Raw genomic sequence first — 21129 nt, forward strand, 5'->3', positions numbered from 1 at the left:
GCCTATAAAACCCAAATTATCCATGATTCGTAAAACATTAACCTTTTTATTCCTTTTAAACTTAACGGCTTGTGCCGAACTCCAACAGGTAGTCAACCAGTTACCACAAGGCGGTTTGTCTCAAGCTGAAATTGCAGCAGGCTTAAGACAGGCCTTGAATTTTGGTATTGATAAACAGGTCACCAAGCTTACCCAAACAGATGGATTTTACAAAAACGAGCTGGTTAAAATTTTACTACCCGAAGAACTGCATAAAGTAGATAAAGCACTTCGCGATATTGGCTTAAGCAAACTAGCTGATGAAGGTTTAAAAGTGTTGAATCGTGCGGCAGAAGATGCCGTAAAAGAAGCTACCCCTATTTTTGTTGATGCCGTTAAGGATATAACCTTTTCTGATGCGAAAAACATTTTATTGGGCAGCGATGATGCTGCTACGCAATACCTAAACTCTAAAACCCAAACAACACTTTATGGAAAATTCCATCCCGTCATCAAAAATTCGTTCAGTAAAGTGGGTGCGGACCAAATTTGGAAAAACCTAATCAATAAATACAATACCATTCCATTTACCGCAGACGTTAACCCAGATTTAACCGATTATGTTACTAATGAAGCTTTAAAAGGTGTATATACCATGATAGCAGTTGAAGAAAAGGAGATTAGAACCAAAATAACTTCAAGGACTACCAATTTGTTAAGAAAGGTTTTTGCTTTACAAGATTAGTGACAAAGAATAATACTGAATGCCATCCACCTTTTAGCTTTTAGCAAACTAGACTTAAAAAACATTGTCAATAACTTTAACTATACTAAGAACTAAAAATATTTTTGCTTCATTATTTAATTTTAAAAATAAAAATGTATATTTAATAGCTTGTCAATCAACACTTAAATGAGCCAGATTGAAAATATAAAATCCAATCAAGATAAACTCTATAAACAATATAGGGCACTAATAGAGCAAGCCTACAATTTTAGGCAAACTGATTCTGCCTTTAGTGACATTTCAGAATATAAGGCTATAAAACTTCTTAATAAACTTAACAAGCTAAAATATCTAGCCAGGGAACAAACCAAATTAGCTCGATAATTATCAATAATTTAACGTTTTAATTACATCCAAAAAACATAAATATCCGTACTTTACATAAAAACACGTTATGAGTACGCATTTTTGTAGAGTTGGTAAAATTAAGCCCAACTTTAGTAAAGTAATAAGCTTAGAAGAATTGGAAAATTGCATTTCCAATTTTGTTGATGATTTAAGTAAATTAGATTACGACGGCAAGCACGAAATTTCTCCTATCTAGATGATAGAATGGACTGCATGACTATTTGAATGTCTTTTGCTTTTTCCGCTGCTGCATTGGCAAAATCTTCTTTGTTAGAGGCATAAATAATCCCTCGGGAAGAATTGATAAGAAGTCCAATATTTGCATTCATACCATACTTACAAACGTCTTGCAGATTACCTCCTTGGGCTCCAACCCCAGGCACCAACAAAAAGCTGTTTGGGATAATTTGCCTAATATCTTCTAAAAACTCTGCTTTGGTAGCACCAACCACATACATTAGGTTTTCAGCATTATGCCATGTTTTAGACGTTTCCAGAACTTGCTTATAAAGTTCTTTGTCACCAACGGTCTTCGTCTGAAAATCGAATGCACCTTGATTAGAGGTTAATGCTAAAAGAATGGTGTGTTTATCTTTAAAAGCTAAAAAAGGTTCCACCGAATCTTTTCCCATATAGGGTGCAACTGTGACACTATCGAAGGCCAAATCTTCAAAAAAGGCCTTGGCATACATACTACTGGTATTTCCTATATCACCACGCTTGGCATCGGCTATTGTAAAAATTTCAGGATGCTTTTCATTCAGATAATTGATGGTTTTTTCTAAAGCCTTCCAACCTTTTAATCCATAAGCTTCATAAAATGCCGTATTGGGCTTATACGCCACACATAAATGGTGCGTCGCATCTATAATGGCTTTATTAAAGGCAAAAATGGGATCTTCTTCCTGTAAAAGGTGCTGTGGGATTTTATTTAAATCGACATCCAATCCTATACATAGAAAGGATTGTTTTTTTTTGATTTCTGAAATAAGTTGGGCTGTGGTCATATTTTATTTTGCCAACAAAATAGCTATTTTAAATTGTGTCATCACCAGCTTTTAATTTCTCGGTATTTTCTGCCAGTTGCAATTCGTCAATAATTTTTTGTATATCACCATTAACAATATTTTGTAAATCGTAAAGTGTTAAACCTATTCTATGATCGGTTACACGCCCTTGGGGATAGTTGTAAGTCCTAATTTTAGCACTTCTATCTCCAGAACTTACCATACTACCTCGCTTAGCGGCATCTTCCTCCTGCTTTTTGGCTAACTCCATATCATACAACCGCGAACGCAATACCCTAAACGCTTTTTCTTTATTCTTATGCTGCGACTTTTGATCCTGACACTGCGCCACCAACCCTGTTGGGATATGTGTTAAGCGAACTGCAGAGTAGGTGGTGTTTACCGATTGCCCCCCTGGTCCAGACGAACAGAAATAATCAATACGCACATCTTTTGGATCTATTTCCACATCAAACTCCTCCGCCTCTGGAAACACCATAACCGTAGCTGCACTGGTATGTACACGCCCCTGGGTTTCGGTTTGAGGTACACGCTGTACGCGATGCACACCAGCTTCAAATTTCAATGTTCCATAAACATCATCACCCGAAACTTCAAATTGTATTTCCTTAAATCCGCCATTAGTCCCTTCACTAAAGTCAACCGTGCTTACATTCCAACCCTTACCTTCACAGTACTTGGTATACATTCTAAACAAATCGCCTGCAAAAATACTGGCCTCGTCGCCACCTGTCCCTGCACGTAATTCTACTACGGCATTTTTGGCATCTTCAGGGTCTTTAGGAATCAAAAGCAATTTAATCTCTTCTTCCAACTTTGGGATACCTTCTTTAGCCTCATCATACTGCATTTTAGCCATTTCCACCATTTCTGGGTCACTTCCATCTGAAATAATCTCTTCGGCTTCACTTAAATTATCGGTAAGCGAAATATATTGCTCACGCTTTTCCATAAGAATACGTAAGTCTTTATACTCTCTATTTAATTCAATATATCGCTTTTGATCGGAGATAATATCTGGTTGGATAATTAAATCACTAACTTCATCGAAACGTTGTTTTACTATTTGTAATTTCTCTAACATCTGCCTTTTTAATTGGTGACCAAAAATACGATAATTTATGAATTCTTAATATCTACAATCCCTTGATATCAATAAATCTTAAAATATTTATTTACACATGGGGCTATTTATAAGATGATACAGAAATTATTGTAATATTTATACTTTAAAAGGGTTTACATTTTGCTCCATTACCCTGAACATAGCTCTACTTCCCTTTAAAAAGTTAAAATTCTTTTGGTTAAAACAGAACCAATAACTTTGTGGATTGATACAGACCTGCCGGTTTATTACTTCAGCTGTGCTCAGCATAAGTAAAACCTAGCAGGTCCAATACATTAGTTCTCCATAATTATCCACATTTTGAACACCCACAGTCTTTGCAGGTTAAACAACCTTCTTGATAGATTAGGTTTTCCGATTTGCAACTATCACATCGCTGACCTTTGGCCCTAGTACCATCTTCAACATAGCGTTTTAAGGCACGAACAACACCGTTTTTCCAAGTATTAATCGATGCATTATCCAATTGCAAACTGTTAATTAAATCCACAATCTTATCTATTGGCATGCCATGGCGTAAGGTACTGGATATCAATTTGGCATAATTCCAAAACTCAGGATTGAATTTATGTGACAGACCTTCAATAGTAGTTTTATAGCCTCTCGTGTTTTTATATTGAAAATCATAACGCGAGGTACCATCCTCGTTTCTATTTTTAATGATAAGCCCTGTATTCACCCAACGTGGAATTAAAATACCATCCTCATCATCTGCCAACCCGGTAAAGATTTCATAAGGCTTTTCATCAATCAGACCAATAAATGCAATCCATTTTTCCTTATTGTTTTGGAAACGCACCACATCGGCCTCCAAAATTTGCGGACGCTTTACAGGAAAAGCTGTTAGAATATTACTGCTTTCTTCATCTTTTTTCTCATCATTAGAAATCAACACACCCGAACGTGAACCATCCCGGTATACCGTAACCCCTTTACAACCAACTTCCCAAGCTTTTAAGTAAAGCTCACCAACCAATTCTTCAGTCACATCATTGGGTAGGTTTATGGTCACACTTATGGAATGGTCTACCCATTTTTGAATCGCCCCTTGCATACTTACTTTACTCAACCAATCCACATCGTTTGACGTAGCTTTATAATAAGGCGATTTTTCTATTAGTTTATTAATTTCGGCTTGTGAATAATTTTTGGCAGTATCTATACCATTAACTTCCATCCATTGTTTAAACCGGTGATGAAATACCACATATTCTTCCCAAGAATCCCCTACTTCGTCCACAAAGTCCACCCGCACATCCTTGTCATTAGGATTCACTTTTCTTCTTCGCTTATAAACTGGCATAAAAACAGGTTCAATGCCCGAAGTGGTTTGCGTCATTAAACTTGTGGTTCCTGTTGGTGCAATAGTCAACAGGGCTATATTACGGCGACCATACTCCAACATTTCGTAATATAACTTATCATCGGCTTCCCTTAGTCTTTGAATAAACGGATTGTTCTTTTCGCGCTCCGCATCAAAAATGCCAAAGGCACCCCGTTCCTTCGCCAAATGCACAGATCCACGATAAGCGGCAATAGCCAAAGTTTTATGGACTTTCAACGAAAATGCATTACCAGCCTCACTACCATAACGAATACCTAAAGCGGCCAGCATATCACCTTCGGCTGTAATACCTATTCCTGTGCGCCTACCTTCCTCTGCTTTGGTTCTAATGTTAAGCCATAGATTACGCTCGGTGGCCTTGACCTCATCAGATTCTGGATCTTGATCGATCTTTTTCAAAATATTGTCAATCTTTTCAAGCTCCAAATCAATAATATCATCCATAATCCGTTGGGCATAAGCCACATGCTCTTTAAACATATTGAAATTAAAAGCAGCTTTTTTCGTAAACGGATGTTCTATATAAGAAAACAAATTAATGGCCAACAACCTACAGGAATCGTAAGGACATAATGGTATTTCGCCACAAGGATTGGTAGATACCGTTTTATATCCTAAATCGGCATAACAATCAGGCACAGACTCATTAATTATAGTATCCCAAAATAAAATACCAGGTTCGGCTGATTTCCATGCATTATGTACTATCTTTTTCCAAATATTTTTAGCACTAATCGTTTTGGAGACCTTAGGATTATCACTAAATACAGGATACTTTTGCACATAATTTCCTCCTTCCTTAACTGCCTTCATAAACCCATTATCTATTCTAACAGACACATTCGCTCCCGTGACTCTTCCTTGTTCTAATTTAGCATCAATAAAATCTTCGGAATCTGGATGGTTTATGGATACCGATAACATAAGTGCCCCTCGCCTACCATCTTGTGCTACTTCTCTAGTTGAATTGGAATACCGCTCCATGAATGGTACAACACCCGTAGATGTTAATGCTGAGTTTTTAACGGCCGATCCTTTTGGACGAATATGCGATAAATCGTGGCCCACACCACCTCGGCGTTTCATGAGTTGTACCTGCTCCTGGTCTATTTTCATTACACCTCCATAAGAATCCGATTCTCCTGAATTCCCTATAACAAAGCAATTAGAAAGTGATGCTATTTGATACGGATTCCCAATTCCTGCCATAGGACTGCCTTGGGGAACAATATACTTGAAATCCTTAATAAGGTCATAAATTTCCTTTTCCGACAGAGGATTGGCATATTTTAATTCTATACGCGCAATTTCTTTAGCTATACGACGATGCATATCGTTGGGCGTAAGCTCATAAATATTACCTTCAGAATCCTTTAAAGCATATTTATTTAGCCATACCCGTGCAGCTAAATCATCATTTTTAAAGTATTTTAGTGAGGCCTGAAATACCTCTTCTTGCGTGTAGGTTTTTGAAGATGTTTGGGCGAGTTCTGCTTTCATAAATTTGTCTGGTTTTAGGTTTGCTAGCGTTATTCAATAAAGATATGAATAAACAAAATTTTTTAAACCCAAAACATGACAAATGTCATAAAGTTTACAGGAATACAAATTTAAGTATTTGATTATCAATTTTTTAAAAATTTATTAACAATGAAAAGTTAACAAATTTTTTAAAGAAAATGTCCATTGAATTTTAGAAGTCCACAGCAAATCCAACACCAAGAAACTGCTTCCATTGAAGTTTGGCTCCAGCCTCATCAAATTCCCCCTCAACCTCAGTAGATTCACGTGTTTTAGTATCATCATCATACCTAATGTGGGAACCCAATGTGGCCCTTACAAAACTATTCACTTTAAAGTCGAAATCGATGCGCCAATCAACGTCTACGTTTCCAAAATTATTGATGTAATCGGTATAAAGATTAACCTGGTGCTTTAAACCTATATTTTCTACAACCTGCATTTGATAGCTATTGGTAATTAAAATACCTGCTTCTCGCCTAAACCGCTCTCCTTTTCTTATTAATACCCCAAATTCATCATAAACAGCAGGCTTCACCCCAAAAGCACCTGCATTAGCTAAATCTTCATCCAATACAAAAGTGGCCTTTAGTGTCAAAGGTGAAAAATAAAATGACAAAGCATCTATATTTTTTCCATATTCCATACCACCACCAAAAAACATATATCCAGGCGCCATAAACCTAGAAATTGGAACATCAGTATTAGGATATTTATATCCATTTGAAAACTGTGTCCTAAAATTTAGCCTTAAGGAGTAAAACCAATTTGAAATGATATCGGGTTTATAACCCAAATTAGAATTGATCTCAAATAAATCATCTGTCTTTCTTATTTGTTGTCCTTGTTGGCTATTTAAACCATAACGAGAGGTTAGGTTGTTATTCCAAAAATAATATTTATCCCTATAGTTAGCTTCAGTATAAAAACCCACCAAAGCAGAAACCGAGTTACTACCTCCAGCATTCCAATTCACAAAGGCGACCTCACTTAAATCGATAGAGAATTTGCTTTTTTGTAACCATTCTGGACGTTCCTCTTTTGGCGTAATCGTTTTAATAAACAAAGAATCTGGTTGGGCACTTAAATATTGAAATACCAAACAAACAACTACAAAAAGAATGTTTTTCATAAAAGACTGGTTAGAGATTTTTTAAAACGTTTAGAATTTTATCAAAAACTATTCCATTATAAACCAGCATGATAAATTTCTAGTAATTAAACTCACCAAACTCACTTTTTATTGTAAGTTTTTTAGTTTTTGAAGCCTCGACCCGACCAATAATTTTAGCATCTACATTAAAGGACTTTGATATAGCTATAATTTCATCGGCTATACTTGGGCTAACATACAGTTCCATTCTGTGCCCGCAATTAAACACTTGATACATTTCTTTCCAATCGGTCTTGCTTTGCTCCTGAATTAACCTAAACAATGGTGGAACTGGAAACAAATTATCCTTTATTATATGGTGCTCATCAACAAAATGAAGAATTTTAGTCTGTGCACCCCCTGAACAATGCACCATACCATGTATGGTTTCACTATTATAATTTGATAAAATCGATTTTATGATTGGTGCGTAGGTTCTTGTAGGCGACAAAACCAACCTTCCTGCATCAATTGGAGAATCCTCAACGGCATCTGTTAATTTAATACCACCAGAATAAACTAATCCTTCAGGAACCGAAGCATCAAAACTTTCTGGATATTTTTCTGCCAAATACTTATGGAACACATCATGTCTTGCCGAGGTCAAACCATTACTGCCCATACCCCCGTTATACATTTTCTCGTAAGATGCCTGTCCAAAACTTTCTAAACCTATAATAACATCGCCTACTTGTATATTGGCATTATCTATAACATCACTACGTTTCATTCTTGCAGTTACTGTGGAATCAACTATAATCGTGCGCACCAAATCGCCTACGTCGGCCGTTTCCCCTCCAGTGGAGTGGATGGTTACACCAAATTCTTTTAATTCAGTAATAAGTTCCTCAGTACCATTTATAATTGCTGAAATAACTTCGCCCGAAATTAAGTTTTTATTGCGCCCAATGGTTGATGACAACATGATATTATCTGTAGCCCCTACACACAACAAATCATCAATATTCATTATTAATGCATCTTGCGCAATACCTTTCCAAACTGAAATGTCCCCTGTCTCCTTCCAATACAAATAAGCCAAGGAAGACTTGGTTCCTGCCCCATCAGCATGCATGATTAAACAATAATCGTCATCATTGGTTAAATAGTCTGGAACAATTTTACAAAATGCTTTTGGAAACAGGCCTTTATCAATATTTTTAATAGCATTATGTACATCTTCTTTTGATGCCGAAACCCCTCTTTGGGAATAACGTTTGGAAACTTCTTGACTCATTGTTTTGGTTTGAGGTGCAAAAGTACATGAATTTTTTTATTTGGAATTTCAAAAAACCAAATGAAAAACATACAGACTCACCAAGCGGCTAATAAACAATGTCGAATTATGAATATTAAAGTAAAACTAGATTTTGTAATTTATTTGGCACAAAATCTAGTTTCCATAATAGAAATTCTTTTTTTGAATTAAAAAATCCCGCCTTTAAAGCGAGATTTTTATTGCAACTATTATCTTGTAAACAACAATTCCCTGTATTTGGTTAATGGCCAGAGTTCGTCGTCAACCAACAATTCCAATTTATCGCAATGGTAGCGTATCTGATCAAATAAAGATCTAACATTAAAACAATAACTATGTGCCTTATCCTCTATATCTTGCATAGCATTTGCCTTTTTACGCTCCTCTATCATTTTGGTGACATTGGCATTTATTCCTTCTATATGTCCTGAAATTTCTTCAATTAAGTTTAATTGTTCCTTGGAAACCTCAGTGAATTTTTTATCAAAAATCTCTTTAAGACCCTTAACATTCTCGATCAATACATTTTGATATTTAACCGCAGTAGGCACTACATGGTTTCTGGCAATATCACCAAGCACCCTACTTTCAATTTGAATATGCATTATATAAGCTTCGACCTCAATTTCATAACGCGCCTTAGTTTCTATAGCACTCATAACGTTCATTTCCTCAAACAAGGCTATGGTTTCTTTTGTTATTTTGGACTTTAAGGCTTCAGGTGTTGTTTTATTATTGCTCAACCCTCTCTTCTGAGCTTCTTTTTCCCAAGACTGGTCATAACCATTACCTTCAAACAGTATGCGTTTAGAAGATTTAATATACTCACGCAGCACATTAAAAACGGCTTCATCCTTTTTCAGACCTTTATTATCGATAAGCTTATCCACTTCTGCTTTAAAATCCTTTAGCTGCTTTGCTACAATGGTGTTTAAAACCGTCATAGGGTTGCCACAGTTGGCTGTGGATCCTACAGCCCTAAATTCAAATTTATTACCAGTAAACGCAAAAGGAGAAGTCCTGTTTCTGTCTGTATTATCTAATAGTACATCAGGTATTTTACCAACGACATTCAATTTAAGTTCTGTTTTTTCTTCTGGAGATAATTTTCCTTTGGTTACACCTTCCAATTCCTCCAAGACCTTAGTTAATTGCTCTCCAATAAATACCGACATGATAGCAGGAGGCGCTTCATTAGCCCCCAACCTATGGTCATTACTTGCTGAAGCTATCGCAGCTCTTAATAGAGCTTCGTGCTCATTAACTGCCTTTATAGTATTTACAAAAAAGGTCAAAAATTGGAGGTTACTCATTGGTGTTTTTCCAGGTGCCAACAAATTGACTCCTGTATCCGTAGATAGTGACCAGTTGTTATGTTTTCCAGAACCATTTATACCCGCAAATGGTTTTTCATGCATAAGTACTTTAAAATTATGCTTAGAGGCCACCCTTCCCATGATGTCCATTAAAAGTGAGTTATGATCTACCGCTAAATTAGCCTCTTCGAAAATGGGTGCCAACTCAAACTGATTCGGAGCAACTTCATTATGCCTGGTTTTAACAGGTATCCCCAAAAGCATACATTCTGTTTCCAGTTCCCGCATAAAACTTAATGCCCTAGTTGGAATAGATCCAAAATAATGATCATCTAACTGCTGTCCTTTTGCAGAGGAATGTCCTAAAAGTGTTCTGCCAGTCAGTGTAATATCCGGTCTACTTAAAGCCAATGCTTTATCCACCAAAAAATATTCCTGCTCCCAACCCAGTGACGATGATACTTTCCGAACGTTTTTATCAAAATACTTGCAAACATCGGTAGCCGCAGCGTCAACCGCCTGTAATGCCCTTAGCAAAGGTGTCTTATAATCTAATGCTTCGCCTGTATAAGCCACAAATATGGTAGGGATACAAAGCGTAGTTCCATAAATAAATGCTGGTGATGTAGGATCCCAAGCGGTATACCCTCGAGCTTCAAATGTATTCCGTATACCTCCACTAGGAAAACTTGACGCATCCGGCTCTTGTTGCACGAGTTGTGAGCCACCAAACTTTTCAATGGATGCACCAGAGCTTGTGGTTTCAAAAAATGCATCATGTTTTTCGGCTGTAGCTCCAGTTAAGGGCTGAAACCAATGCGTATAGTGTGTCACTCCTTTAGACAGGGCCCAGTCTTTCATAGATGAAGCGACTTGATCGGCTATGGTCCTATCAATTTTTTTCCCATGCCAAATAGCGTTCATTACCCCATCAAACGCATCTTTGGTAAGATGCTGTCGCATGGCCTGTTCGTTAAATACGTTTTTACCAAATAAATTGGAACGCCTATCATTTTCCCACACCTCTTTTGGACTGTGCGTCAAGGATTCTTTTACGGCATGAAATCTTAAGGTTGACATATTTTAAATGTTTGATTTGTTAAGAATTACAAAAATAAATATAGTGCTTCAATTTCAGATCCAATCGCAAAAAATATTGTTAACAATTTTTCAGTATAACGAGGCAAAAATTATTATTTTTCAAAATACTCCCCGAAAAAATAGGGGGTAGACAAAAATAATACCTCTGTTAATTAAATTGCCCCCTATAAAACAACATACATCTTATAAAATACTATATTTGCTCAATTATTATTTAGTACTGTATTTATAAACTATTCATTATGGCAAAATCAAAATTAGAGTATATATGGCTTGACGGTCATGAACCAACTCAAAACATGAGAAGTAAAACCAAGATTGAGAACGATTTTAGTGGAAAGCTAGAAGATTGTCCGATCTGGTCTTTTGATGGAAGTTCAACAGAACAAGCTGAAGGTGGTTCTTCAGATTGTTTATTAAAACCTGTTGCTATTTATCCAGATCCAACAAGAAAAAATGGATACTTAGTTATGTCTGAAGTTTTAAATTCTGATGGCACACCCCATGCTTCCAATGCAAGGGCAAAAATTGATGATGATGATGATGATTTTTGGTTTGGTTTTGAGCAAGAATATTTCTTAATGGATACTAAAACAGATTTACCTTTAGGGTTTCCGCGTGGTGGATTTCCTGGTCCTCAAGGAAAATACTACTGCTCTGTTGGTGGACGTTACACGTGGGGTAGGGATTTAGTTGAAGAACATGCCGATTTGTGTATTGAAGCTGGAATAAACTTTGAAGGTATAAACCAAGAGGTAGCTCCTGGTCAATGGGAATTTCAAATATTTGCAAAAGGAGCTAAAAAAGCTGGTGATCAAATATGGGTTGCCCGCTATTTATTAGACAGATTAACTGAAAAATACAACTATTATATTGAATACCATCCAAAACCTGTTAAAGGTGATTGGAATGGTTCTGGTATGCATGCCAACTTCTCCAATACTACGTTAAGAACCTGTGGTTCTAAAGAAGTCTATGAAAAAATATGTGAAGCTTTTAGGCCTGTAGCAGATGATCATATAGCTGTTTATGGAGCCTATAACGATGAGCGTTTAACTGGTTTACATGAAACAGCCCATGTTTCTGATTTTTCATATGGTATATCAGACCGTGGTGCTTCAATTAGGATACCAATTATTACTGTTGAAAGAGGTTGGAAAGGTTGGTTAGAAGACAGAAGACCAGCATCTAATGGCGACCCTTATAAAATTGCAGGTAGAATTATAGAAACTGTTAAATCTGCTGAAGTATAATAATACTTTAAGTTTGTTCATAAAAAAAGCGTTTGTATTAATTGTACAAACGCTTTTCTTTTGCTCTTATTTCTTTAAATCTTACCCGAAGCAAATACTAATAAAATAAAAATACTATAAGCCAATACCAAAAGAAACCCTTTTACCCTAGTAATTTCAAACCGTTTCTTTATAAATACCATCGGTAGTAATACAACTGCAAAAGCCAGCATCCAAACTATATCATTTGATAAAATTTTAGACTCTGTGACCGGTATGGGCTTTACTAGAGCAGTTAAGCCCAATACAGAACCTATATTAAATATGTTTGAACCAATTAAGTTCCCTAAAGAAATGGCCTTTTCCTTTTTTGCAGCTGCAATAACCGAAGCGGCCAATTCTGGAACACTGGTACCCACAGCTATTAAAGACACCCCAATAACAGCTTCACTCACACCTATAGATAATGCTATTTCCCTTGCTCCATATACCAGCCATTCACTTCCATAATACAAAGCCGTTGCTCCAATAAGTAGCCAAATAAGAATCTTAAAGTTAGAAACTATCGCTAGAGTAACATCAATGTCCTCTACTTCCTTATCGTTTTTCACTCCTTTTATCAAGTACACTAAAAATAAAATAAGCCCTAAAAACAAGACGGCTCCTTCTAAAGCCGTAAGCATGTTATCATTGCCTAAGAAATAATAAACTCCCAAGGAAAAAACCATCATAGCTGGCCAATTAACTTTATAAAATGATTTATCGACCACAATAGTGCCTACCATAGCCGTAATGCCTAGCACCAAACCAATATTTGCGATATTAGAACCTATTACATTGTTAATGGCAATTGCTGGCGACCCTTTTAATGCAGCTTGCAAACTAACCAATAGCTCTGGTGCCGAAGTAGCAAATGACACCACTGTCATACCAATAACCATCTTGGAAATATTGAACTTAAAAGACAGTGCTACCGAAGAACGCACCAAATACTCCCCTCCAATTACTAACATCACAAAACCCAAAACAACCCAAAGTAAACTCATTCATTTATTTTTTGCGAAGATAATTGAAAGTTATAAGCTAGAAGATAGAAGCCTAAAGTTTTTGTTATTATGCAATGAATAGTCTTAGCCAAAAAAAACATGCTGATAACTATTACGATATTTCACAATTTTTAACATTCAATTATAAAATTTGGTTAAAGTTTATAACACTATTTAATTACACTTTAAATTTGATATAAATAAAATAAATCATTGAGCATCATGAAAACCCCATCTGTTTTTAAAATTGGACTTAGGTTTTTATTTATCCTTTTAATATGTCAAACACCTTTAAATACCCATGCCAATATCATAAGTCATGAATCCTTCCAAACCAATGACGTTATTATTACTATCGACAACAAAACCAGTGACAATGATCTAGAGGATATTGAAGCCATGCTGAAAGAGCATTATATTAAAGTTACTTTTTCAAAAATAACCAGAAACATAAATGCCGAACTAATAGGAATTAAAATCACCCTGAAAGATGGTAACGGCTCACAAACCATTAGCGAATTTTCAGGTAGCCAACCCATTTCTAAATTAACGTTTGGCATTAAAGACGGGGTACTTTTTATTAGCCAAGGTGACAAACCTAACAATACCATGTCTGCTTATAACTTTCCAAATATTGTTATGGGATTTCCCAGTGATTCTATTTTTGGTCAAAATTTAAGATCCTTCAATTTTCAGGATTTTTTTGGAAACAGCAACGATAGTCTATTTTTAAATGAATATACAGATATACAAAAATTAATTGAACAAATGCGACAAGGATTAGGTCAAGACCTTTCCAAGCAATCTGCAAAATACAAATTCATTGATAACCCGAATCTAGACAAACTCATTATAATTGATGGCAAGGAAAGTGATTTTGAAACCCTCAACAAATTGGCTGAGTTAGATAAACTTGCCGATGTAGAAACTCTGGGCCCTAAAATAGCCATAAGCATTTATGGTGATAAAGCTAAAGACGGTGCTATAGTAGTAGTAACAAAAAATTAATCTAATTTTATTACTTATTATCTAATGCATTAACCATATCCCAATCTTCTGGAGTTCCCGAAATGGTATACTCTGCAGATTTGGTGACAAAATATTTGGCAACCATATCTTTTGGGTTTTTACCCAGCACCTTATCAAAAGCAGCTGAGGCTTTAGGAAATTCTTTATTGAAAAAATATTTTAGCCCTTTTTCAAAATCCTTTAAGGTTTTTATTTTTAGCTCAACAATAATATCTTCATCTCCGTTAAAACACTCATAAACCCCAATAGCTTCATTTTTTCCTTTTACCTTTATCTTTCCTAAATACCTAAAGTTAAAATCATCCTTTTTTTCAATAGATGCCATACTACTTTCACTTAATACAATATTGGCCCCATAATATTTAGTGGTGCCTTCCATGCGGGATGCCGTATTAACCGTGTCGGCAATAATGGCAGTATCGTTTCTATACACATCTCCTATTATACCCATAACCAATGCCCCTGTATGCATTCCCATGCCTACCGAAATAGGTTTAAAACCTTCCTTAACACGCCTTACATTATATTCTAAAATCGTTTTTTGCATAGCAATCGATGCCTCCAACGCATGTGTTGCATTTTCTGGAAAGAGTGCCATTATACCGTCTCCTAAATACTGATTAACAAATCCTTTGTTACGCTGAATTAATGGTCCCATACGACCCACATAGGCATTTACGAATTTAAAGTTTTGCTGTGGTGTCATTGATTCTGATAAACTGGTATAATCCCGTACATCGGTAAACAATACGGTAACCTTTTTTTGGATATGGTCCCCTAAAACCACTTCGGTTATCGCTTCCCTTCCTACGGATTTCAAAAACTCTGTTGGCACAAATCTACTTGTTGCCTTATGGATACCATATAAATTAAGATGGGTTTTTATTCTACTTAACAATTCGTCTTTAGAAAATGGTTTGGTTAAATAATCGTTTGCTCCAACATTAAAACCAGCAACCAAATCGCTAACTCTATTTTTAGCGGTAAGCAAGACAATAGGTAATTCACTGCTTGAATAGGTTTTTCTAATTGTTTCACAAACATCATAACCAGACATATTGGGCATCATGATATCCAATAGTATTAAATCAAAACTATTTCCTTTGGCCAAAAGCTCCAAGGCGTCCCTGCCACTACCAACCTCAACAACGTTATAGCCCGCAACCGTTAAATGGTTTTCTAAAACACGACGATTAATTGGTTCATCATCAATAATCAATATTGTTAAATTTGAAGTCTTAAAATCTGTCTCGACAACGTCTTCATTCATAACACCTATCTTGTCTTCTGCAATATTCTGAACATTATCATCTAGATTCTGAATTGACAATTCAGTTCTACTTGCATTGCTTAAAGGCAAGGTAAAAGTGAATGTAGAGCCTTCGCCAACCTTTGATTCAACATTTATTTTGCCTCCGTGCAGTTCAACCAATTGCTTAGTAACAGCAAGCCCTAATCCTGTTCCTCCATAAACTCTATCTGTAGAACCATTGACCTGTTCAAAAGATTTAAAAATAAAATCAAATTTATCTCTAGGAATACCTATACCGGTATCTTTAACGGACACTTCTAAAAAACCTACTTTTTCTTTTGCTTGAATCTCTACTGTCCCTTCTTGTGTAAATTTAATGGCATTGCCAACCAAATTATACAATATTTGTTGAAGTCTGTTTTCATCTGCTTCTACTAAAGAAACATCTTTAGATACTGCATTAATAAGCTTTAAATCCTTCCCTTTAGCCAAAGTAGCAGAAACTTTTAACACTAAATCGACAACAGAAAAAATATCGACAGGCTGAATAGCAAGCGACAAGTCCTTGTTTTTTAATTTGGAGAAATCGAGAATATCATTAACCAAATTGGATAATCGTTTTCCACTGTTTACAATCATGTCAAGATTCTCAATAGCCTTTCTGGACATCTTCCCGGCAACACCATCTTTTAAAGATTCCGATAATCCTATAATTCCGTTTAATGGCGTTCTTAATTCGTGTGATGTATTTGCTAAAAACTGATCTTTAAGCTTATCTACTTGCTTTAACTTACTAATTACCTCACGCTCTTGTTTTAATTTTATACTTTTTTGTCTTGAACGCCAATAAATACCTCCAACAACTAACAGCCCAATAGCGGTAAAAATAACAAGGTTTACTTTGTTTCTCTGTTTGCTTATGTCTTGTGTATAACGTAATTCCTGTTCTGCTTTTTCTTTGTTAAACGCAATACTATCTGCCAACTGTTGTTTTTCAAATTGGTATTGCATTTCTTGACGTGTAATCTCTTGAGTTTTTTCGCTATTAAACAATGAATCTTTTGCTTGTATGGATTGTTTATAATATTGCAAAGATCTATTATAATCACCAAGGTTTTCCCACACTTTACTTAAGCATTCACAGGATTCCTTAATTGCAATAAGTACACCCATTCGTTCGGCAAGTTCCAAACTTTTTTCGCAATCTAGTTTGGCCAAGCTGTATTTATTAGTATTAAGATATACACCACCACCCCTATACAAATATGCAGATATAAGACCTTCATTATCATTAATTTGCTTTTTAATCTCTATTCCTTTATTTAAATATGTTAAAGCTTCATCATATTTGCCCTGCCTATTATAAAGCTCTCCAATATTATTATAAGCTCGAGTCAATCCTCTTTTATCACCTACTTCTTCTGCTAGTTCGGCCGACTTTTTTAAATTATTTAATGCCAAATCAAATTGATCTAAATTGGTATATACTAATGCAACATTATTATAAGCATGAACCAAGGTACGCTTATTACCTATTTCTTTTTTTAGATCTAAGCTATATGTAAGGTATTCCAATGCTTTTTCATGATTTTTTTGACGCGTGAAGACATTACCCAAATTATTCGTTAATCGGGCTAAATTTTCTTTATCCTCAATATCTTCTGAAATCTTTAAGCCCTCTAACAAATAATCCAATGCCTTCGTAAAATTTCCAAGCTCGTAATAAACCGTTCCAATATTATTTAGTGTGGTTGCCATAGCTTTTCTGTCCAGCAGTTGTGTATGCAACTCATGGCTCTTTACAAAATAGTTTAAGGCCTCTTGGAAATCACCTTGTACAGCATAAGTGTTGCCAATAAACCTTTGCACCGTGGCCTCCCATTTTTTATTGGATTTTTCCTTTGAAAACTCAAGAATTTTAGCTCCAAAAACTTTTGCAGAATCTAAATCTTGTCTAAAATATAGCATAAAAGCATCTAATCCCGCTTCGTAACGTAAAGAATCAATAGTTTTTGAATTTTCAAATATGGCTTTTAGGCTATCTAATTTTGATGTTTGGCTAAAGGAACTATTAAAAAAGTAAATACAAGTAAGTATACAAAGACTATATTTCATTGTACAAAACAAAATCGTTTGGTTATGATAAATGTATAAAGTTAAGTGTAAATACTTAAATTATAAAGCACCAAAGTAAAAAAGGAACCCAAAAAGATAGATCAAAAGATAATTAATTACAGTGTATTAGTAATATTGTTCTTTCCCAGAGCAAGGCAACACAAAAAAGGGTATATCTATTTTAAAAGCCAAAGTTTCCAAACCATCATTATTAAACAATCGCTTTAAAAAAGAATGTTTTTTATTTTTTATGGCTAACATTTTTATTTTGTTGGTATGGATATATGTATAAATTTCATTGAACATATCTTTTTTAGTAGTATCAATATAATCATGTTTGGGCCGTTTAAAATATGTGTTGAAAAAACTGTGATTATCAAAAGCAACATAGGCCAAATGATTTTGATCTGCTATGTGTAGAATATCCAATTCAGCATCATATAATTCCACCCACTCCTTTAATAAAGCCATATCTTCAATTGCAAATGGTTCCAAATTGGTAGTTGCAAAAACAATTTTTGACAAACCTGAAAATCTATAACCATCTGGAATAACCAATACAGGAGCTAAACAACGTTGTATAACATGAATTGTGTTACTTCCAAAAATCACTTTCTCTAAACCAGAAGCTCCTTTAGTACCCATTAATACCAAATCTATATTGCGATTTACACTTACTTGATTGATGGCATCGGTAAAATTATCATAATCTACTATGGAGTGAAATTTATGTTTATCATTGGCGTAGGTCTTTTTAACATCTAAAATAATATTGCTTATAGATTTTTTTGCTGCCCCAACAATAGTATTATAAATTGTGGCTGAAGAGGCAACAACCATCATATCATCAGAAATAAAAGAAGAAGCCTTCTGTACATTCATAAAATAAAAATCACATGCTTGATCTTTAAAAAATCGCATAGCAAAGTGTATGGCGTTCAATGAGTTTTTCGAAAAATCAGTTGGCAAAAGTATAGATTTCATTGTACCGAAGTATTTTTCATAAATATAGTAATGCTAAACTTTTAAAAACATGACAATTATCAGTCTGTTTACCTATTTATTTAAATGATTAAAAATTAGTTTAGAATTTTAAAGCATTGTATTTTCGGCACAATAAATGTGATATTATAAAATATTAACAAAAAAACAAGTCCACAGAATGCGTTTTACCTTTATTCTTCTTGCCTTATTTTCATTGACCGTAAATGCTCAAAATACAGCCATTGGCACTAACGAAAAGCTTGTTTATACAGCCTCCTATAACATGTCAGGCATTTTAACAGATATCGCACAGGTAACCATGGAAACCAGTCCGGTAAAAACCTCAAAAGCCACATTATTAAGGCTAAAATGTACCGCTGCAACTTACAGTAAATGGGATAATTTTTTTAGAATAAGGGATCTCTATGAAAGCTATGTAAATCCAAAAACACTCACACCATATTTATATAATAGGGATATTAATGAAGGAAGTTATTATAAGGCCATGAAATACACTTTCAGTCATAAGACAAAAACAGTAAAATCGATACAGACCAAAAGAAACAATAACATAGAAAACAAAACCATTTCCATTGGTAATAGTACAAAAGATATAGTCTCTACACTCTATAGCATTAGGTCATTTAATTTTGAAAACATGAGTAAAGGAGATCGCCAATCTTTAACTATTATTTTCGACCGTAAAGAAACCAAGGCACAGGTCACTTATTTAGGCAAGGAAACTATTAACACTGCTATAGGAAAAAAAGAATGTTATAAATTGGCCATTGGATCCAACGAAGCCATATTACAAGGTAACAATAGTAATTTGCTTTGGTTAACTGCAGATGTAAACAAAATAATTGTATACGGCAAGTTTAAAATACCTGTGGGGAATGGCGAACTTAAAATAAAATCAGTTTCAGGTTTAATAAATTAAACGTAGTCATATGAAAAAAACCTTCATTGTTTTAGCTCTTGTCTCGTCAATTCTTGCCACCATATTTGCAGTATTGCCAATTTCTAACTTAGCCATAATCCCTGCCCTTGCAGCTTTAATATTTGGTTTAGTGGCATTCTATTTATCAAAAAAAACAGGTGACGTAAAAAAAATTATTCAATTTATTTTTTTACTTACAATTGTTGCACTTTCCCTAACCATTTTCAAAGCAGTTTTCACAACTACAGAAGTGGCTGACACCAAAACTTTGGACACTAAAGAAACACAATTGAAAGAAGAAGCCATTGAAGAATTGGAAAACATTGACATAGATGTCGAAGAATTTGAAGATATTGACATAGCACAATAAGTGATTCCCTCTTTATTGCATATATTTGTTATATCAAAAAAATATGAAATTAGCATATTGCATTTTTTTTGCCCAGAGAAAATTTTAATTATATATTACTTGGGATAAAACCTATCAAATATGCACACATGAAGACACTTTTTATCCTTTCTCTTTTTTCCCTTTTGGGTACTTGTGCAACCGAAAAATATAGCATAAAAATCAAAAATCTTCAAAACAGCATTACATTGGTAGACAGCATGAAAGTTATAAAATATGCTAACACTATCACTTCAAAAGAGTTAAAAACCCACCTTTATACTTTTGCCTCCAATAAGTTTGAAGGCCGTGAAGTAGGAACTAAAGGACAAAAATTAGCTGCAAGATTCTTAAAGGATTATTATATAAACAAAGGGATTCCTGCGCCATTTGGTAACAACAACTACTATCAATCCATTCCTGGATCCTATTTTTTAAAAGAAGGCATTAATGCTTCCGAAAATGTCTTGGCTTATATTGAAGGTAATGAAAAACCTAGTGAACAAATTATTATTTCGGCTCATTTAGATCATCTTGGTGTTGATGAAAGAGGAAATATTAATTATGGAGCAGATGACGATGGTTCGGGTACTGTTGCCATTATGGAAATTGCAGATGCTTTCCTTAAAGCAAAACAAGAAGGCAATGGTCCCAAAAGAAGTATCCTATTTCTTCATCTTACCGCAGAAGAGATAGGTAAACAAGGTTCTGAATACTACACAAGCAATCCGGTGTTTCCTCTTGAAAATGCCATTGCAAATCTTAATATTGACATGATTGGTCGTGTAGATGACCTTCACAAAGATAATAGCAACTATATTTATTTAATTGGTGCCGATAGGCTAAGTAAAGAACTGCATTACACTTCCGAAAAAGTAAACGATGCCTACTTCAATATTAATTTAGATTACAGATATAATAGCGAAAAAGACAGAAACAATTACTATACAAGATCCGATCATTATAATTTTGCTAAGCATGGTGTTCCTGTAATTTTTTATTTTAATGGTGAACACGATGATTACCACAAACACACAGATACACCCGATAAAATAGATTATAATCTATTAAAAAAACGTGCCCAACTCATATTTGCCACTGCATGGCAATTGGCAAACCAACCCCACAGATTGACAACTGATGAAAAACATGAGTTGTTAAAATAGATAAAAGTCTAACAT

General features: G+C 34.9%; 17 protein-coding genes. 8 read left to right on the forward strand and 9 right to left on the reverse strand.

Features of this window, described 5'->3' with window-relative positions; all coding sequences use genetic code 11:
• Positions 1-22 precede the first annotated feature (22 nt).
• The 3 genes from MR053_RS13010 (at position 23) to MR053_RS13020 (ending at position 1310) form a co-directional block, all read left to right on the forward strand.
• Complete coding sequence (locus tag MR053_RS13010; protein WP_242132849.1) at positions 23-724, forward strand: DUF4197 domain-containing protein; 702 nt, start codon at positions 23-25, stop codon at positions 722-724.
• A gap of 168 nt (positions 725-892) precedes the next feature.
• Entirely contained in the window at positions 893-1090 is a 198-nt protein-coding gene (locus MR053_RS13015) for a Lacal_2735 family protein (protein WP_242132850.1), read from the forward strand.
• Between the two features lie 70 nt (positions 1091-1160).
• The gene (locus tag MR053_RS13020; RefSeq protein WP_223551524.1) at positions 1161-1310 is read left to right on the forward strand and encodes a hypothetical protein; all 150 of its coding nucleotides are present in this window, start codon (positions 1161-1163) and stop codon (positions 1308-1310) included.
• Here MR053_RS13020 and pyrF read toward each other — a convergent pair.
• The 6 genes from pyrF to MR053_RS13050 all read right to left on the reverse strand — a co-directional run bounded on the left by pyrF (position 1303) and on the right by MR053_RS13050 (position 10941).
• Positions 1303-2121, reverse strand: coding sequence for an orotidine-5'-phosphate decarboxylase (pyrF, locus tag MR053_RS13025; protein WP_242132851.1), 819 nt, complete (start codon positions 2119-2121; stop codon positions 1303-1305). The genes MR053_RS13020 and pyrF overlap by 8 nt on opposite strands.
• A gap of 28 nt (positions 2122-2149) precedes the next feature.
• Positions 2150-3226, reverse strand: coding sequence for a peptide chain release factor 1 (prfA, locus tag MR053_RS13030; protein WP_242132852.1), 1077 nt, complete (start codon positions 3224-3226; stop codon positions 2150-2152).
• Between the two features lie 331 nt (positions 3227-3557).
• Complete coding sequence (locus tag MR053_RS13035; RefSeq protein WP_242132853.1) at positions 3558-6113, reverse strand: adenosylcobalamin-dependent ribonucleoside-diphosphate reductase; 2556 nt, start codon at positions 6111-6113, stop codon at positions 3558-3560.
• A 193-nt stretch (positions 6114-6306) separates the two neighbouring features.
• A complete protein-coding gene (locus tag MR053_RS13040) occupies positions 6307-7266 on the reverse strand; it encodes a DUF3078 domain-containing protein (protein WP_242132854.1) in 960 nt (319 codons plus the stop codon).
• Positions 7267-7345: 79 nt separating this feature from the next.
• Positions 7346-8524, reverse strand: coding sequence for an AIR synthase related protein (locus MR053_RS13045; RefSeq protein ID WP_242132855.1), 1179 nt, complete (start codon positions 8522-8524; stop codon positions 7346-7348).
• Between the two features lie 230 nt (positions 8525-8754).
• On the reverse strand, positions 8755-10941 hold the full coding sequence (locus MR053_RS13050) for a glutamine synthetase III family protein (RefSeq protein WP_242132856.1): 2187 nt from the start codon (positions 10939-10941) through the stop codon (positions 8755-8757).
• A 263-nt stretch (positions 10942-11204) separates the two neighbouring features.
• Here MR053_RS13050 and MR053_RS13055 point away from each other — a divergent pair, with 263 nt between their 5' ends.
• Positions 11205-12215 (forward strand): glutamine synthetase beta-grasp domain-containing protein, encoded by a 1011-nt coding sequence (locus MR053_RS13055; RefSeq protein WP_242132857.1) that lies wholly within the window; start codon positions 11205-11207, stop codon positions 12213-12215.
• 74 nt (positions 12216-12289) lie between these two features.
• On the opposite strand, the gene MR053_RS13060 is transcribed toward MR053_RS13055, so the two are convergent.
• Positions 12290-13240, reverse strand: coding sequence for a calcium/sodium antiporter (locus MR053_RS13060; protein ID WP_242132858.1), 951 nt, complete (start codon positions 13238-13240; stop codon positions 12290-12292).
• A 222-nt stretch (positions 13241-13462) separates the two neighbouring features.
• Here MR053_RS13060 and MR053_RS13065 point away from each other — a divergent pair, with 222 nt between their 5' ends.
• Positions 13463-14248, forward strand: a complete 786-nt coding sequence (locus MR053_RS13065; RefSeq protein ID WP_242132859.1) for a hypothetical protein — start codon at positions 13463-13465, stop codon at positions 14246-14248.
• A gap of 10 nt (positions 14249-14258) precedes the next feature.
• Here MR053_RS13065 and MR053_RS13070 read toward each other — a convergent pair whose 3' ends face one another.
• Positions 14259-17636 carry a tetratricopeptide repeat protein gene (locus MR053_RS13070; RefSeq protein WP_242132860.1) on the reverse strand — a complete coding sequence of 1126 codons (3378 nt, stop codon included), beginning with the start codon at positions 17634-17636 and terminating at the stop codon, positions 14259-14261.
• 126 nt (positions 17637-17762) lie between these two features.
• Positions 17763-18620, reverse strand: coding sequence for a universal stress protein (locus MR053_RS13075; protein ID WP_242132861.1), 858 nt, complete (start codon positions 18618-18620; stop codon positions 17763-17765).
• A 178-nt stretch (positions 18621-18798) separates the two neighbouring features.
• On the opposite strand from MR053_RS13075, the gene MR053_RS13080 reads away from it, so the two are divergent.
• From MR053_RS13080 to MR053_RS13090, 3 genes are all read left to right on the forward strand, one after another.
• Positions 18799-19560: a DUF3108 domain-containing protein gene (locus MR053_RS13080; RefSeq protein ID WP_242132862.1), complete on the forward strand. Its 762-nt coding sequence runs from the start codon at positions 18799-18801 to the stop codon at positions 19558-19560.
• Positions 19561-19570: 10 nt separating this feature from the next.
• A complete protein-coding gene (locus tag MR053_RS13085) occupies positions 19571-19930 on the forward strand; it encodes an FUSC family protein (RefSeq protein ID WP_242132863.1) in 360 nt (119 codons plus the stop codon).
• 128 nt (positions 19931-20058) lie between these two features.
• On the forward strand, positions 20059-21114 hold the full coding sequence (locus tag MR053_RS13090; protein ID WP_242132864.1) for a M28 family peptidase: 1056 nt from the start codon (positions 20059-20061) through the stop codon (positions 21112-21114).
• Positions 21115-21129: the final 15 nt, after the last annotated feature.

Source organism: Aestuariivivens marinum (assembly GCF_022662175.1).
Lineage (GTDB): Bacteria > Bacteroidota > Bacteroidia > Flavobacteriales > Flavobacteriaceae > Aestuariivivens > Aestuariivivens marinum.

Bases quoted from the DNA above. Each gene is read 5' to 3' on its own strand.
- MR053_RS13070 (WP_242132860.1), bottom strand. From the start codon at position 17,636: ATGAAATATAGTCTTTGTATACTTACTTGTATTTACTTTTTTAATAGT.
- MR053_RS13080 (WP_242132862.1), top strand. From the start codon at position 18,799: ATGCGTTTTACCTTTATTCTTCTTGCCTTATTTTCATTGACCGTAAAT.
- pyrF (WP_242132851.1), bottom strand. From the start codon at position 2,121: ATGACCACAGCCCAACTTATTTCAGAAATCAAAAAAAAACAATCCTTT.
- MR053_RS13060 (WP_242132858.1), bottom strand. From the start codon at position 13,240: ATGAGTTTACTTTGGGTTGTTTTGGGTTTTGTGATGTTAGTAATTGGA.
- MR053_RS13090 (WP_242132864.1), top strand. From the start codon at position 20,059: ATGAAGACACTTTTTATCCTTTCTCTTTTTTCCCTTTTGGGTACTTGT.
- MR053_RS13085 (WP_242132863.1), top strand. From the start codon at position 19,571: ATGAAAAAAACCTTCATTGTTTTAGCTCTTGTCTCGTCAATTCTTGCC.
- MR053_RS13055 (WP_242132857.1), top strand. From the start codon at position 11,205: ATGGCAAAATCAAAATTAGAGTATATATGGCTTGACGGTCATGAACCA.
- MR053_RS13010 (WP_242132849.1), top strand. From the start codon at position 23: ATGATTCGTAAAACATTAACCTTTTTATTCCTTTTAAACTTAACGGCT.
- MR053_RS13045 (WP_242132855.1), bottom strand. From the start codon at position 8,524: ATGAGTCAAGAAGTTTCCAAACGTTATTCCCAAAGAGGGGTTTCGGCA.
- MR053_RS13040 (WP_242132854.1), bottom strand. From the start codon at position 7,266: ATGAAAAACATTCTTTTTGTAGTTGTTTGTTTGGTATTTCAATATTTA.
- MR053_RS13020 (WP_223551524.1), top strand. From the start codon at position 1,161: ATGAGTACGCATTTTTGTAGAGTTGGTAAAATTAAGCCCAACTTTAGT.
- MR053_RS13015 (WP_242132850.1), top strand. From the start codon at position 893: ATGAGCCAGATTGAAAATATAAAATCCAATCAAGATAAACTCTATAAA.
- MR053_RS13075 (WP_242132861.1), bottom strand. From the start codon at position 18,620: ATGAAATCTATACTTTTGCCAACTGATTTTTCGAAAAACTCATTGAAC.
- prfA (WP_242132852.1), bottom strand. From the start codon at position 3,226: ATGTTAGAGAAATTACAAATAGTAAAACAACGTTTCGATGAAGTTAGT.
- MR053_RS13050 (WP_242132856.1), bottom strand. From the start codon at position 10,941: ATGTCAACCTTAAGATTTCATGCCGTAAAAGAATCCTTGACGCACAGT.
- MR053_RS13035 (WP_242132853.1), bottom strand. From the start codon at position 6,113: ATGAAAGCAGAACTCGCCCAAACATCTTCAAAAACCTACACGCAAGAA.
- MR053_RS13065 (WP_242132859.1), top strand. From the start codon at position 13,463: ATGAAAACCCCATCTGTTTTTAAAATTGGACTTAGGTTTTTATTTATC.